The following is a 14,879-nucleotide window of genomic DNA, read 5'->3' as shown; positions in this document are numbered from 1 at the left end:
CTCCGACTCGGGCGATCTGTCAAGATGGCCGCATGGCCGGTTCGGAGATGCGGGTCTACGGCGGGATGACCGGCGCCGATCGCCGGGCGGAGCGCCGGGCGCAGCTGATCGAGGCGGCGCTCGACCTCCTGGGCGGCGCCGAGGAGGACCAGCTCACCGTGCGCCAGGTGTGCCGGCGGGCGGGGCTGACCCCGCGCTACTTCTACGAGAGCTTCGCCGACCGCGACGAACTGGTGGCGGCCGTCCACGAGCACGTCGTGCAGACCGTCGCCGCCACCACCCTGGCCGCGGTCGAGGCCGCCGGGGCGCGGCCCGAGGCCAAGATCCGAGCCGGGATCCAGCAGCTCGTCCGCGCGGTGGCCGGCGATCCGCGGCACGGACGGGTGCTGTTCTCCGTGACCCTGACGGATCCCCTGCTCGCGAGGCGGCGCCTCGAGTCCTCCAGGTTCTTCGCGCGGCTCCTCAGCGGACAGGCCCGCCGGTCCTACGGCATCCCCGACGGTCCCCGGCTCGAACTCATCGCACAGTTCCTCGTCGGCGGCCTCGCGCAGACGCTGACCGCCTGGCTGGCCGGCGCCCTCCCGATGAGCGAGGACGAGATCGTCACCGAGTGCGTCGGCATCTTTACCGCCCTCGCCGCCCGGGCCCCCCGCACGTCCGGCTGACCCTCACGGGACACCGCCGGTACCGCCTCCTCAGGTCGCCTGACGAGGCGGTTCCCCGCGGTCACTTGCTGGGCTCGGGCGTCTTGCAGGAGATCTTCGGGTTCACTCCGATGTAGTTGAGGGGGCCGGCGACGATCGTGACCAGGAGCGTGCCCGCCTGGGAGCAGTTCTTCGGACCGTGGTTGTAGTAGTGGCGTTGCCCGGCGGCGATGGCACCGATGATGAGCCACAAGATGACGACGACCGAGGTGATTCTCATCGTTACTCCAACGACTGCGTCGGCCGGCGACCGGCACCGGGGAACGACGGGGGGCTGACCACGTGCCGACGGTTGGGGGCATTGACGCCGGGCTTGTACCCGAATCTTGGTGAATTAGGCGGGCCACCGCGACGCGGGACGACGCGGGACGATCCCGGCCCGGCGCGGGCCCGTCCTCACCCGAGCTTCCGCCGACCGGTACGCGGTGGTGTCGATGGACCGGTCCGCGCGCAGCATGCGAATGACCTGTTCACCGCCCTCTTTCACCGCAGGAACGGCACACTGTTCACGTGCCCGAGAGGGCCGGTTCACTCGTCGATCACCGGCGACGGCGATCGTGCTCCCGGTATCGAATGACAAGGAGTGCTGATGGCCGAGTCCCCGAACGAGTCGTCCAACGAGGTCGCCCGGCGGCAGGTTCTACGCGGGCTGGGCGGCCTGGCCGTCGCCGCGCCCGTCCTGGGCCGGGCCGGCAGCGCCGCCGCGCTGGTGACCACGGCGGATGAGGCCGGAGCACCCGCGCCGGAACAACTGCACCTGCAGTTCGGCGCGGACGCCGCCCATGAGATGGCGGTGTCCTGGGCCGCGCCCCAGCGGGTCCGTCGCCCGGTGGTCCGGCTCGGCAGGCCGGCCCACGGGCTCGGGCTGGAGATCCCGGCCGAGGAGCGGGTCTACACGGAGGCCCTCACCGGAGAGACCGTCTTCACCTACCACGCCGTCCTGCCCCGGCTCGCCGCCGACACCCGGTACGAGTACGAGGTGGCGCACCGCGGCGCGGCGCCGCTGAGCGGGTCGTTCCGCACGGCGCCGCACGGCCGGTCCAAGGGCTTCCGGTTCACGAGCTTCGGCGATCAGGCGATCCCCGCCAAGGTCGGCAAGGGGCTCGGCCCGGCGACGGCGAACGCCGGTTACATCGTCGACGCCGTGGAGCGCCTCGACCCGTTGTTCCACCTGCTCAACGGCGACCTGTGCTACGCGAACCTCAGCGACGCCCCCGTGCAGACGTGGCAGTCCTTCTTCAACAACAACCAGCGCTCGGCGCGGAACCGTCCGTGGATGCCCTGCCAGGGCAACCACGAGAACGAGGTCGGCAACGGCCCGGAGGGCTACCTGTCGTACCAGACCCGGTTCACCCTGCCGGGCAACGGGTCACGGGAGTTCGCCGGCAACTGGTACGCCTTCACGGTCGGCCCGATCCGGGTGATCTCCATCAACAACGACGACGTGTGCCTGCAGGACGGCGCGTTCAGCGCCTACCGGCGCGACAACGTCCCCGGCTACAAGGCGAAGGGGTACGACCCCTACATCCGCGGCTACAGCCACGGCGCGCAGAAGGCCTGGCTGGAGCGGACGCTCCGCGCGGCGAGCGAGGACCCCGGCATCGACTGGATCATCGTCTGCATGCATCAGGTCGCGATGTCCTCCGCGCACTTCAACGGCGCCGACCTGGGCATCCGCCAGGAGTTCCTGCCCCTCTTCGACAAGTACGGCGTGGACCTCGTCGTGGCGGGGCACGAGCACCACTTCGAGCGCACGTTCCCCGTCAAGGGAGTGCTGCCGGGCAGCTCGCTGCTCACGCCGGCGCCGCAGGAGACCAACGCCTCGGTCATCGACACCACCAAGGGCGCCGTCCACATGATCATCGGTGGCGGCGGGCACTCCTCCGCGACGCCGTGGTCGGCGTTCGACTCGCCGCACGACGGTGTCGTGATCTACGACGTCGGCCCCGGCGACCCGACCACCCAGCGCGCGTCCAAGACGACGACCGAGCCGGCGCCCTGGTCCGCGTACCGGGACCTGCAGCGGCCGTACGGCTTCGCCGCGTTCGACTTCGAGCCGCACGCCCCGGGCGGGAAGACCGAGATCACCGTCACGCACTACGGCGCCGACCTCGGCTCCGCCGACTACCAGGAGCTGGACCGGTTCGTGCTCCGCAAGCCCCGCGGCGGCCACCGGGCGTGAGCGACGGAGCCCACGGCGGTCGGGACCGCCGTGGGCTCACTCGTCACCGGCGGTCCCCCGTGGGCCGCCGGCCCAGTTCCGGGGCGATCAGCGTGCGGACGTCGTGCAGGATCTGCTCGTAGTCCTTCTCATCGAACTCGTACGGCAGCTCCAGGCGCAGTTCGGACACCGCGGCGACGGCCCGGTCGGCGCGCAGCCGTTCGACGATCTCCTCGGCGGTGCCGACGAGGTCGGGGGCGAAGAGCATCCGCCGCTCCCCCTGCGGCGCGAGCGTGCGCTCGTGCCGGCTCGCCGCGTAGCGGCGGTAACGCTCCCGGGTCGCCGCGTCCGCGCCGTCGAGCGGCACGATGACCCGGCCCAGCGCCACCCGGCCGGGCCGGCCCGGAGGCAGGAGGCGGCGGTACTCCTCGATCAGCGCGAGCTGCGCGGTGACGAAGTCGTCGGTGCCCTCGCCCTGAACGATGTTGCCGGTCAGCAGGTTCAGTCCGTTCTCCGCGGCCCAGCGGACGGACCGCAGGCTGCCCCCGCCGTACCAGATCCGGTCCAGCAGCCCGGGACTCCGCGGCTGCAGCCGTGGCCGCTGGACGTTCCCCGGCGAGTGGATGACGGTGTCCGGGCCGCCGAGGTAGTCACCGCGCAGGTTGTCGAGCAGCCGGCCGATCCGCCCGTACGACAGGTCGTGGGAACGCCAGTCGCCGTCGTGCACCAGGTCACCGAGCAGGTCCGCGTGCGGCATCCCGGTACTGAACCCCGGTTGCAGCCGGCCCCGGGCGAGCACGTCGACGGTCGTCAGGTCCTCGGCCAGCCGGAAGGGGTTCTCGTAGCCGATCGGGATCACCGCGGTCCCGAGCTCGATGCGCGTGGTCCGCTGGCTCGCGGCGGCGAGGAACACGGCCGCCGAGGAGACGCCGTGCTCCAGGTGCCGCTGCCGGATCCAGGCGCCGTCGAACCCCTCGCGCTCGCCGAACTCGAACAGCCGGAGCGTCGCCTCCAGCCCGGTGTACGGGTCGTCGTCGGGATAGTTGCCGGGGCTGAGGAAGGAGAGCGAACGGATCGTGGTCATGCGTCGGTTCCGGCGGGGGTCATGTCCGGTCCTCCGGTCGATGGGGGGTTCGTACGGGCGCGGGCTCTCCGGCCGGGAATGGCGGCCAGCAGTTCGCGGGTGTGGGGATGGGCCGGATCGCCGAAGATCTGCTCGGTCGGCCCGGCCTCGACGACGCGCCCGCCCTGGAGCACCGCCACCCGGTGCGCGATCTGGCGGACGACGGCGAGGTCGTGGGAGATGAACAGGTAGGCCACACCGGTCTCGGCCTGCAGCTCGGCGAGCAGCTCCAGCACCTGTGCCTGGACGGAGACGTCCAGCGCCGAGACCGGCTCGTCGCACACCACCAGGTCGGGTTCGAGCGCGAGCGCGCGGGCGATCGCGACCCGCTGCCGCTGTCCGCCGGACAGCTCGGCCGGCCGGCGGTCCAGCGTCGAGGCCGGGAGCGCGACGCGGTCGAGCAGTTCCCGTGCGCGGGCCGTGCGGGAGGCCCGGTCGCCGATGCCGAACGCCCGCAGCGGCTCGGTGATCACCTCCCCGATCGAGAACCGCGGGTCGAGCGAGGCGTAGGGGTTCTGGTAGACGAGCTGGGCACGGCGCCGCAGCCGGCGCAGCGCCGTGCCCCGTACGGCGGTGACGTCCTCCCCGTCGAAGACGATCCGTCCCGAGGACGGCTCGGCGAGGCGCAGCACGAGCCGGGCCGTGGTCGACTTGCCGGAGCCCGACTCACCGACCAGAGCCAGCGTCCGGCCGCGGTGGACGGTGAGGCCGACGTCGTCGACGGCCCGCACCGTACGCGCCGTTCCCCGCCGGTGCGGCAGCGGGAACTCCTTCACGAGATGCTCGGCGACGACCAGTGGCGCCGCCTCGGGCGAGGGCGAAGCCGTCGCGGGCGGCCGTACGCGCGGCCGGACGGCGGTGAGGCTCGGCGCGCTCCGCAGCAGCCGCCGGGTGTACGGGTCCTGCGGGTCGTCGAGCACCCGCCGCGCCGGGCCGGCCTCGACCACGCGCCCCTCGGACATCACGATGATGCGCCGCGCCCGGTCCGCGGCCACGCCGAGGTCGTGGGTGACGAGGAGGACCGCGCTGCCGAGTTCGCCGGTCAGATGCTCGAGATGGTCGAGGATCCGCCGCTGCACCGTGACGTCCAGGGCGCTGGTCGGCTCGTCCGCGATGATCAGTTCCGGCGAGGCGGCGATGGCGATCGCGATCAGCGCGCGCTGCCGCATGCCGCCGGACAGCTCGTGCGGGTACTGCCGGGCCCGTACCTCCGGGTCGGGCAGGCCGGCGCGCTCCAGCACCGCGACCGCGTCCGGGAACGCGGAGCGGCGCGTGGACCGGCCGTGCAGGCGCAGCACCTCCGCGACCTGCTCGCCGACCCGCTTCACCGGGTTGAGCGACACGGTCGGATCCTGCGGGACCAGGCCGATCCGCGCGCCGCGTACGGCCCGGAGCCCGCGTTCGGACAGCCGCGTGAGGTCCTGTCCGGCGAACCGGATCCGCCCGGCGTCGATGACGGCGTTGCCGGCGAGCAGCCGGGGAACGGCGTGCGCGGTCGTGCTCTTGCCGGACCCCGACTCCCCCACGAGCGCGACGATCTCGCCGGGGTGGACGTCGAGGTCGACGCCGCGCACGGCGGTGAGCCGGCCGGTCCTGGTCCGGTAGGAGACGGTCAGGTCCCGGATCTCCAGCAGCGGCACCTTGGTCATGAGGCCCTCGCCGCCTCGCCGTCCAGAGCGCGGGCGATGCGGTTCGTGGCCAGCACGGTCGCGGCGATGGTCAGCCCGGGAAGGGTGGTCATCCACCAGGCGTTCGCCAGGTAGTTACGGCCCTCGGAGATCAGGGTGCCCCACTCGGGTGCCGGCGGCGGCGCGCCGTACCCGAGGAAGCTGAGCGAGGACACCGCGAGGATCGCCGTCCCGAAGTCCAGCGTGGCCAGCACCAGGACCGGGCCGATCGCGTTCGGCACCACGTGCCGGGCCAGCACGCCGTACCATCGCACGCCGCAGGAGCCGGCCGCCTCGACGAAGACGGCCTGGCGCACCCGCAGCACCTCGGCCCGCATCACGCGGGCGAACGTCGCCACGCTGGCGACGCCGACCGCGACCGCGACCTTCACCGTCCCGTAGCCGAGCGCGGTGACCAGGGCCAGCGACAGGAACAGCGCGGGGATCGACAGCAGAACGTCGACGAACCGCATCAGCACGTCCTCGACCCAGCGGCCCGCGAACCCGGCCAGCAGGCCGAGCAGCCCGCCGAGGACGAACGCGACCGCGACCGCGATGAGCGTCGCCTTCAGCGAGAGGGCGGCGCCGTGCACGACCCGGGCGAACAGGTCGCGGCCGAGTTCGTCGGTGCCGAACCAGTGGGCGGCGCCCGGCGGCCGGAACGCCTGCGACGGCGTTCCGGTGAGGGGGTCGCGCGCGGTGAACAGGCCGGGCCCGAACGACGCCGTGACGACCACGGCGACCATGAGGATCGACAGGATCAGTCCGGGGCGGCGCAGCAGGAACCGCCCCGTACGCACGAGGTCGAACCGGCGGTGCGCGGTCCACGCGTCGGTGGCGGGCCCGACCGCTCCGCCGAGGGCGGCCTCGGCCACCAGGTCCTCGTCCAGGGTCCGGCTCATGGGAAACTCCAGCGGCCGGCGCCGACCACGACGATCCGCGGGTCGAGCAGGGGATAGATCAGGTCGACGGCGAGGTTGGCGAGCACGAACACCAGCGATCCGAACACGATGACGCCCTGCATCACCGGGAGGTCCTGCGTGGCCACCGCGCTCGCGGTGACCCGTCCGAGGCCGTTGCGGGAGAAGACGGTCTCGACCACCACGGAGTTGGCCATGAGCTGCCCGGCCAGGACCCCGACGACCGTCAGGGCGGGCAGGGACGCGTTGCGGAGCACGTGCCTGAAGTGGATCTGAGCCCGCCCGGCGCCCTTCGCCCGCGCCGTCTGCACGTACGGCTCGCCCAGGGCGGTGAACAGGCTCTTGGAGAGCACCTGGGCGATCACCGCGCCGCTGAGGACCGCCAGCGTCACGGCCGGCAGGACCAGGCCGCGCGCTCCGGCGTTGCCGAAGGCCGGGAACAGGTGGACCCGGAAGGAGAACAGCTCCACCAGCATCAATCCCACCCAGAACACCGGGACGGACACGCCGAGCGGCGGCAGCGCCAGGAGCGCCTGCCGCAGCCAGCGCAGCGAGGTGCAGGTCGCCAGCAGCGCCAGGCCGCCCCCGAAGACCACCGCGAGCAGGAGCGCGGTGCCGGTCAGCTCCAGCGTCTGCGGGAGCGCGTCGGCGATGGTCGAGGTGACGGACCGGCCGGTGGAGACCGAGTCGCCGAAGTCGCCGCGCACCGCCTTGCCGAGGTAGTCGGCGTACTGGACCAGCACCGGCTTGTCGAAGCCGTACTCCGCCTTCAGCCGGGCGAGCTGCGCCTGGTCGACGGCGCCCTGGTCGGCTCCCTGGCCGGCCATCGCCGAGACGGGGTCGCCGGGCAGGTAGTCGAGCACCAGGAACGACACCGTGTAGGCGGCCCACAGCACGCCGGCCGCCTGCGCGAGACGTCGCAGAATGTAGCGGCGCATCGGTCAGCCGATCCAGGTGTCGTGCAGCTGGATGCGGCTGGAGGCGTCGAACCGCAGGTCGTGGACCTTCCTCGCCACCCCCAGCTCGGTCTGCAGCTCCACGACCGGGATGGTGTACGCGTGCCGGGCGATCTCCTGCTGTGCCTGCGCCACGACCGGGAGGCGCTTCGCCGGGTCGGCCGCGGCCGCCTGCCCGTCGAGGACCGCGTCGAGCCCGGTCTTCGGCAGGTGGTAGGTGTTCGCCAGGTGCGTGGAGAACGTGCTGCGCAGGATGTCCGGGTCGGCGCGGGTGATGTTCCCCCACAGCAGGTCGAACCCGCCGCTCTGTTGTACCTGGACGAGCTGCGTGATCGGCAGTTCTCTGAGGTCGAGCTGGACGCCGACGGCCTTGAGCTGCTGCTGGATGAGTTCGAGCGTCGGCTGGTTGGTGCCGGCGTTCGCGAACCACGTGGCGGTCAGCCGCAGCTTCGCACCGTTCTTCTGCCGGACGCCGTCGCTCCCGGGCGCCCACCCGTCCTGGTCGAGCAGGGCCGCCGCCTTGGCCTGGTCGTGGGCGAGGATCGCCGACAGGTCGGTGTAGCCGGGCGTGGTGTGGGCCAGGACGCTGGTGGCGGGCCGAGTGCCGGCCGGGAAGACGGTGTCGGCGATCTGCCGGCGGTCGATCGCCAGGGAGATCGCCTGCCGGACCTTCTCGTCGTTCAGCGGGGACCGGGCGTTGTTCGGGCTGAGCCCGAAGACGATCCCGGGGTTGGCGCGGGCCTGCAGGTGGACGCCGGACGCCTTGAGCGCCGCCTCGTCGGCGCGCCCGACGCTGCCGATCGCGTCGACCTGCCCGGACTGCAGCGCGCCGGTCCGTACGCCCGACTCGGGCAGGATCCTGAACACGAGCCGGTCCAGGTACGCCTCGCCCGGTCTCCGCCACAGCGAGGAGCCCCAGGCGTATCCCCGGCGCTTGGCCAGCGCGATCTCCTGGTTCGGGACGTACTTGGACAGCACGAACGGGCCGGAGCCGACGACACCCTCGGCGCACCGCTGCTGCGGTGTCTTCCGGGTGGTCGCCTCGGCGACGATCCCGAGCGAGTGCGTGGCCGTGGCCTGGAGGAACTGCGCGTTCGGCTGCTTGAACGTCACCTTCGCCGTCAGGTCGTCGACGACGGTGGTGCCGGTGTAGCCGCTCAGGTAGCCCTCCGCCAGGAGGCCGAGGGCCCCCAGCTTGGGGACGGCGTCGAAGTTGGCCTTGACGACCGCGGCGGTCAGCGGCGTGCCGTCGCTGAAGGTCACCCCGGGACGCAGGTGGAACGTGAACGTCCGCGCGTCGGGGCCGACCTGCCAGCTCCGTGCGAGCCAGGGCACGATCCGGCCCGATGACGGGTCCTGGTCGGTCAGTGAGTCCACGAGCTGGCGTACGGAGTAGATGGTGTCGTTGCTGCCGACCTGCTGAGGGTCCACGCAGCCGGCGTCCGACCCCACCGCGAAGGTGAGCGTGCCGCCGGTCCTCGGACCGCCGGTGCCGGCGGCGTCGCCGCCGCCGGAGCCGCACGCGGCCGTCGTCCCGATGGCGACCACGACCGCGGCGGCGGGCACCCACGTGCTTCGTCTCATGGGGGATCCCCTCCTCATGCCCGGCTCAGCCGGTGGAAGCCGCTGGCGTGGAAGACGAGCGGAGCGACCTCGGCCCGCGCGTCCAGATCACGCACCCGGAACACCACGATGTCGTGATCGCCCGAACGCACCTGCTGCTCGATCGCGCAGTCGAACCACGCCGCCGCGCCCTCGATCAGCACGCACCCGTCCTCCGTCGCGCGCCACTCCACGCCCGCGAACCGGTCACCCTCGCGCGACCCCAGCCGTCGTCCCACGGGTTCCTGATGCGCGCCCAGCACGCTGATCCCGATCCGCGGCAGCCCGCGCAGCAACGGCCATGTCGTCGAGGTGTGCGCCACGCACACCGATACCAGCGGAGGATCCAGCGACACCGGAACGAACGAACTCGCCGCGATCCCCACCGGCCGCCCACCGACCAGACCCGCCACCACCGTCACACCCGTCGGATACGCGCCGTACACCCGGCGCAACTCCAGTCGCACTGCGGTCATGCTGATCCCCTCTCTCCGGTGCGGACCCGGCTCAGGCGTTCCACTCTTCGGCCAGCAGCCGGAAGGAACGGACCCGGTCGGCGTGGTCGTGGGTGATCGTGGTGATGAGCAGTTCGTCCGCGCCGGTCACCCGCTGGAGCACCCGGAGGCGTTCGGCGACCGTCGCCGGCGAGCCGGCGAACTGCGTGTCGATCCGGTCGGCGACCAGCGCCCGGTCCTCCTCCGTCCACTCGTGTGCGGCGGCCTCCTCGGGTGTGGGGAACGGAACGGCCCGCAGGTCCTTGCGGATGCTGCGCACCCACAGCCCGTACGGAGAGGCGAGCCGGCGGGCGGTGTCGTCGTCCGGGGCGACGACCACGTCGGCCGAGACGAGGACGTACGGCTCGGTGAGCACCTCGGACGGCTTGAAAGCCTCCCGGTAGGCGTTGACCGCCTCCAGGACGGTGGCCGGGCTGACGTGGTAGTTCGCGGCGAACGGCAGGCCGCGTTCGCCTGCGACCTGGGCGCTCTGCCCGCCGCTGCTGCCCAGGATCCACAGCTGCGGATCGGCGCCCTCTCCGGGGGTGGCGTGCGCCTCGTGGCCTTCGGGTGATCGGTAGGTCCCGGACAGAAGCGCGATGATCTCGTCGACCTGGTCGGCGAAGTCCGGCGACTCTGCGCCCGGCTGCTGCAGCAGCGCCCGGGACAGCGCGAACAGCGGGGATCCGGCCAGCGCCGCGAACGAGTACGGACGCGGAATCAGCAGGCCGTCAACGACCCTCGGCTCGCGCACCGGTGGTGGGGTGCGCGCGGCGCGGGCGAGTTCGGCGTTGCGCTGCCCGGAGCGGCCGAGGCCGAGGTCGATCCGGCCGGGATGCAGGGCGTCGATGGTGCCGAACTGCTCGACGACGGCCAGGGGTGTCCGGTGACCGAGCTGGACGGCGCCCGAACCGACGCGGATCCGGCTGGTGGCGGCCGCGACCAGGCCGATGAGCACCGCCGGAGCCGAGCTGGCGACTCCCGGTGCGAGGTGGTGCTCGGCGAGCCAGTACCGGTGATAGCCGGCCTCCTCCGCTCGCCGGGCCAGGTCGATCGTGTTGCGCAGCGCGTCGCGGACCGTTCCCCCGGAGGGAACCGGCGCGAGATCCAGGATGGACAGGGGTACGGGCATGGTCACCGCTCCTCGCGAGCGTCGGCCGGCGTCCCGCGCCGGCGGGTGGGGAGCGTCGCGTCGGCCGGCGTCCCGCGCCGGCGGATGGGCGTCACGACGTCCTCGCGTACCGGTTGGCCGGTCGGCCGAGGCCGAGCAGGCCGCGCAGGGTCCCGGCCTCGTACTCGTCGCGGAACGCGCGGCGTCGCCGCAGCTCCGGAACCAGCCCCTGAGTGATGGCGGTCAGGTCGTGCGGGAGGGCCGCCGGCCGCAGCCGGAAGCCGTCGAGCCCGGCGGCCCGCCAGTCCAGGAGCAGGTCGGCCAGGCCGGTGGGCGTCCCGGTGAAGACGAGGGCGTCCGAGGAGTAGGGAGCGCCGTCGAGTTCGTCGAGCCGGTCCTTGCGGGCCCGTGCCGTGGAGGTGCCGTCGTCGAGGAGGACGACCAGGTCGGCGAAGATCTTCAACGGCTCACCGGATCGGCCGACGCGCTCCTCGGCGGCGCGCACCCGGCCGATGATCGCCGCGACCTGGTCGCGGGAGTGCGGGGTCACGTACACGGCGTCCGCTCCCCCGGCGGCGAACTCGTACGGGACCTCGTCGTGCGCGAGCGCCGTGACGAGCGGCTGTCCCTGCGGCGGCCGGGGCGTGATCGAGGGGCCTCTGACGCTGAAGTACGCGCCCTCGAAGTCGATGTAGTGGAGCTTGTCGCGGTCGACGAACCGGCCGGTCGCCACGTCGCGGATCTCCGCGTCGTCCTCCCAGCTGTCCCACAGCCGCCGGACGACCTCGACCGCGTCGGCGGCCTCGGCGAACAGGGCGCGCACGTGTTCGGCGAGGTCCGGGTCGTTCCAGGCGCCGGGGCGGAGTTCGGGGAACTCACGGCGGCCGAAGTGCCGGGCGTCGCTCGCCCGGCCGGAGATCTGCGGGCGCCAGCCCGCCCGGCCACGGCTGACGTGGTCGAGCGTGGCGATGCCGATCCCGACGTGGAACGGCTCGGTGTGGGTGGTGCTCGTCGTCGGCACCAGCCCGATCCGGGAGGTGAGCGGCGCGATCCGGGCGGCCAGCAGCACGGCGTCGAGCCGGCCCCGTACCTGGTCGGTGCGGTCGTCCGGGCCGTCGAAGGCCGACGACTGCGGGCCCAGGGAGTCCTCGAAGGTCACGAAGTCGATGCGGGCGCGTTCGGCCTCGGTGACCAGGTCGGCCCAGTATCCGGCGGTGAACAGATCCTCCGGCCGTGCGTCCGGCGCGCGCCATGCGGCCGGGTGCCAGCCGGCACCGTCCAGTGCGACGGCGAGGTGAAGATGGGTCACAGGACGGCCTCCTGACGGTACGGCGCGGCGGCGAGGCCGAGGTGGTCCCGGAGCGTGGGCCCGGTGTAGTCGGCGCGGAAGACGCCCTTCTCCTGGAGCAGCGGCACGACCTTGTCGACCAGGTCGTCCAGACCGCCGGGCGTCAGGTGCGGCACGAAGATGAAGCCGTCCGCGGCCTCCGTCTGGACGAACTCGTCGATCTGGTCGGCGACGGTCCGCGCGGTGCCGATGAAGGTCTGCCGACCGGTGACCTCGATGACCAGCTCGCGGACGGTGAGCCGCTTCTCCCGGGCCACCTCCCGCCAGTGCTCGACCGTCGCCCTGCGGTCGCCGCGGAACTGGGCGCGGCCCTTGGAGACGCCCTCGGCGAAGTCGGGCTCGATGTCGGGCAGCGGTCCGTCCGGATCGATGTCGGACAGGTCCCGGCCCCAGACCCCCTCCAGGAAGGCGATGGCGTTCTGCGGGCTGACCTGCGCCCGCCGGATCTCCGCCGCGCGCTCGGCGGCCTCCTCCTCGGTGTCGCCCAGGACATAGGTCACCGCGGGGAGGATCTTCAGGTCCTCGGGCCGCCGGCCGTACTTGGCGAGCCGGGCCTTGACGTCCTTGTAGAACGCCCGGCCCTCTTCCAGCCGGCTGTGCCGGCTGAAGATGACGTCGGCGTCGGCGGCGGCGAACTCGCGGCCCTCCTCGGAGTCGCCCGCCTGGATGATGACCGGGTGGCCCTGCGGCCCGCGCGGCACGTTGAAGCGCCCTTCGATGGCGATGTGCCGTCCCCGGTGGCGGAAGGTCCCGACGCCGCCGGACCGGACGAACTCGCCGCGTGCGGGGTCGGCCGCGACGGCGCCGGGCCACCAGGAGTCCCACAGTTCCCGGGCCGTCCGGAGGAACTCGGCGGCGCGGGAGTACCGGTCCGCCTCCTCCAGGTAGCCGCCGCGGCGGAAGTTCTCTCCGGTGAAGGCGTCGAAGCTCGTGACGACGTTCCAGGCCGCCCGCCCGCCGCTCAGGTGGTCGAGCGTCGCGAGCCGTCTGGCCACCTCGTACGGCTCGTTGAACGTGGAGTTGACGGTCGCGGCCAGGCCCAGGTGGGAGGTGACGGCCGCGAGGGCGGACAGGACGGTCAGGGACTCGGGCCGCCCGACGACGTCCAGGTCGTGGATGCGGCCCTTGAGCTCGCGCAGGCGGAGCCCTTCGGCGAGGAAGAAGAAGTCGAACCTACCGCGCTCGGCGGTACGGGCGAGGTGGACGAAGGAGTCGAAGTCGATCTGGCTTCTGGACCGGGGGTCGGCCCAGACGGTGGTGTTGTTCACGCCGGGGAAGTGCGCCGCGAGGTGCACCTGTCTGCGTGTCATCGGACACCTCTCCCTGTCAGGGGTCTTGCACGATCTCGACTAACTCGATCGAGAAGGTAGGGAAATCTTAGGAATGTCCTACTAATCCGGTCAAGATACTTAGGAGTGGAAGAATGACCGTTATGGGCGATCAGGGGGGGCGCCACGACGTGACACGCTCACCGGAGCGTCACGATCGGGAGCATCTCTGCTACAGATGGTAGTCGCGTACGGATCATTCGTCGTCCGGCCGCACCACCGGAAGACCGGTCTCTCAGCGGTCGGTCCACGCTGCGCGAGGAGCAGGAGAGATGCCCGTACATCCCGTGATCTCAGTCGCCGTGACGGGCGTTCTGGCCCTGGTCGGCCCGGCGGCCGCCGCGACGAGCGCGACCCGGACCGACGCCGCCGCGTTCGTGGTCGGCCAGGCGCAGTTCGAGGCGATGTTCCCGGGCCGCAACGCCTTCTACGGTTACCAGGGCCTGACCGACGCGCTGCGCGCCTACCCGGGTTTCGCGAGGACGGGCGACGACGTCACGCGAAGGCGCGAGGCCGCGGCCTTCCTCGCCAACGTCGGCCACGAGACCGGCGGCCTCAGGTACGTCGTCGAGCAGAACACCGCGAACTACGGCCACTACTGCGACCGGACGCGGCCCTATGGCTGCCCGGCGGGCGCGAGCGCCTACTACGGGCGCGGCCCGCTGCAGTTGAGCTGGAACTTCAATTACAAGGCCGCCGGCGACGCCCTGCACCTCGACCTGCTGCACGACCCCTACCGGGTCGAGAGGGACGCCGCCGTCGCGTGGCGGACCGGTCTGTGGTTCTGGAACACCCAGAGGGGCGCCGGCACCATGACCCCGCATGAGGCCATGGTGAACGACAGGGGCTTCGGAGCGACGATCCGCGCCATCAACGGCGCCCTGGAGTGCGACGGGAAGAATCCGGACCAGCGGCAGAACCGCATCGACCTCTACAAGAGGTTCGCCGGCATCCTCGGCGTCAGCGCCGGCCGGAACCTGTCCTGCTGACCTCCGCCCCGGTCCGGTCCGCGCCTCGGCGCCCCCGGCGACGGAACCAGCCCGCCGCCGAGGAACGCCGCGCACGCGTCGTCGGCGCGCGCGGCCGGTCCTACGAACCGAGCTCGGGGAGGTTCTGGGCCAGCGGTACGAACTCGGCCGCCGACAGCAACCCGTCGCCGTTGGTGTCGTACTGGGCGAACAACGCCCTGATGATCCCCGACAGGTCGTCCACCTCGGCCGCCGGGAACATCCCCGCGATCGCCGCGGTCACCTCGTCCACGGTGAGCCGCCCATCCCCATCGGTGTCGTAGCGAGCGAACACCGCCTCGTACTGATCGGACATGATTCCCTTCCACCAGAGCGACCGTGATCCCTGATCGTAACGATCCCCGGGAGTACGACCGCCCGCAGGCGGGAAGAAGCCCGTCTTTCACGTTCGCCCGGCTACGGCCGTGGCCGGAATCAGCCAGGCCGGCCACCGGCCT

Annotated in this window: 14 protein-coding genes; 3 read left to right on the top strand and 11 right to left on the bottom strand. The window is 72.3% G+C overall.

From position 1 onward, the window contains the following. Nucleotides 1–32 precede the first annotated feature (32 nt). The gene (locus tag NE234_RS19785; protein WP_252781938.1) at nucleotides 33–665 is read left to right on the top strand and encodes a TetR/AcrR family transcriptional regulator; all 633 of its coding nucleotides are present in this window, start codon (nucleotides 33–35) and stop codon (nucleotides 663–665) included. A gap of 61 nt (nucleotides 666–726) precedes the next feature. On the opposite strand, the gene NE234_RS19780 is transcribed toward NE234_RS19785, so the two are convergent. Further along, complete coding sequence (locus NE234_RS19780; RefSeq protein WP_252781937.1) at nucleotides 727–924, bottom strand: hypothetical protein; 198 nt, start codon at nucleotides 922–924, stop codon at nucleotides 727–729. Nucleotides 925–1,293: 369 nt separating this feature from the next. Between NE234_RS19780 and NE234_RS19775 the strand changes: the two genes are divergently transcribed. Beyond that, nucleotides 1,294–2,886, top strand: a complete 1,593-nt coding sequence (locus NE234_RS19775; RefSeq protein WP_252781936.1) for a purple acid phosphatase family protein — start codon at nucleotides 1,294–1,296, stop codon at nucleotides 2,884–2,886. A gap of 43 nt (nucleotides 2,887–2,929) precedes the next feature. On the opposite strand, the gene NE234_RS19770 is transcribed toward NE234_RS19775, so the two are convergent. From NE234_RS19770 to NE234_RS19730, 9 genes are all read right to left on the bottom strand, one after another. Continuing rightward, complete coding sequence (locus NE234_RS19770; protein ID WP_252781935.1) at nucleotides 2,930–3,949, bottom strand: LLM class flavin-dependent oxidoreductase; 1,020 nt, start codon at nucleotides 3,947–3,949, stop codon at nucleotides 2,930–2,932. Further along, entirely contained in the window at nucleotides 3,946–5,637 is a 1,692-nt protein-coding gene (locus tag NE234_RS19765) for a dipeptide ABC transporter ATP-binding protein (protein ID WP_252781934.1), read from the bottom strand. The genes NE234_RS19770 and NE234_RS19765 overlap by 4 nt, the downstream gene beginning before the upstream one ends. Continuing rightward, nucleotides 5,634–6,557 carry an ABC transporter permease gene (locus NE234_RS19760; protein ID WP_252781933.1) on the bottom strand — a complete coding sequence of 308 codons (924 nt, stop codon included), beginning with the start codon at nucleotides 6,555–6,557 and terminating at the stop codon, nucleotides 5,634–5,636. Before NE234_RS19760 ends, NE234_RS19765 begins: the two co-directional genes overlap by 4 nt. Beyond that, on the bottom strand, nucleotides 6,554–7,513 hold the full coding sequence (locus tag NE234_RS19755) for an ABC transporter permease (RefSeq protein WP_252781932.1): 960 nt from the start codon (nucleotides 7,511–7,513) through the stop codon (nucleotides 6,554–6,556). The genes NE234_RS19760 and NE234_RS19755 overlap by 4 nt, the downstream gene beginning before the upstream one ends. Nucleotides 7,514–7,516: 3 nt before the next feature. Then, nucleotides 7,517–9,115 carry an ABC transporter substrate-binding protein gene (locus NE234_RS19750; RefSeq protein WP_252781931.1) on the bottom strand — a complete coding sequence of 533 codons (1,599 nt, stop codon included), beginning with the start codon at nucleotides 9,113–9,115 and terminating at the stop codon, nucleotides 7,517–7,519. Between the two features lie 14 nt (nucleotides 9,116–9,129). Continuing rightward, nucleotides 9,130–9,609 carry a flavin reductase family protein gene (locus tag NE234_RS19745; protein ID WP_252781930.1) on the bottom strand — a complete coding sequence of 160 codons (480 nt, stop codon included), beginning with the start codon at nucleotides 9,607–9,609 and terminating at the stop codon, nucleotides 9,130–9,132. A 31-nt stretch (nucleotides 9,610–9,640) separates the two neighbouring features. Then, entirely contained in the window at nucleotides 9,641–10,759 is a 1,119-nt protein-coding gene (locus tag NE234_RS19740) for an LLM class flavin-dependent oxidoreductase (protein WP_252781929.1), read from the bottom strand. A gap of 91 nt (nucleotides 10,760–10,850) precedes the next feature. Continuing rightward, entirely contained in the window at nucleotides 10,851–12,047 is a 1,197-nt protein-coding gene (locus NE234_RS19735) for an LLM class flavin-dependent oxidoreductase (RefSeq protein ID WP_252781928.1), read from the bottom strand. Continuing rightward, nucleotides 12,044–13,396: an NtaA/DmoA family FMN-dependent monooxygenase gene (locus NE234_RS19730; protein WP_252781927.1), complete on the bottom strand. Its 1,353-nt coding sequence runs from the start codon at nucleotides 13,394–13,396 to the stop codon at nucleotides 12,044–12,046. The genes NE234_RS19735 and NE234_RS19730 overlap by 4 nt, the downstream gene beginning before the upstream one ends. Nucleotides 13,397–13,686: 290 nt before the next feature. Here NE234_RS19730 and NE234_RS19725 point away from each other — a divergent pair, with 290 nt between their 5' ends. After that, complete coding sequence (locus NE234_RS19725) at nucleotides 13,687–14,403, top strand: chitinase (protein WP_252781926.1); 717 nt, start codon at nucleotides 13,687–13,689, stop codon at nucleotides 14,401–14,403. Nucleotides 14,404–14,503: 100 nt separating this feature from the next. On the opposite strand, the gene NE234_RS19720 is transcribed toward NE234_RS19725, so the two are convergent. Further along, nucleotides 14,504–14,737, bottom strand: a complete 234-nt coding sequence (locus NE234_RS19720) for an EF-hand domain-containing protein (protein ID WP_252781925.1) — start codon at nucleotides 14,735–14,737, stop codon at nucleotides 14,504–14,506. Nucleotides 14,738–14,879 lie beyond the last annotated feature (142 nt).

This window comes from Actinoallomurus rhizosphaericola, from assembly GCF_024055675.1.
Lineage (GTDB): Bacteria > Actinomycetota > Actinomycetes > Streptosporangiales > Streptosporangiaceae > Actinoallomurus > Actinoallomurus soli.
This window is presented reverse-complemented; position numbering and strand designations above follow the sequence as displayed.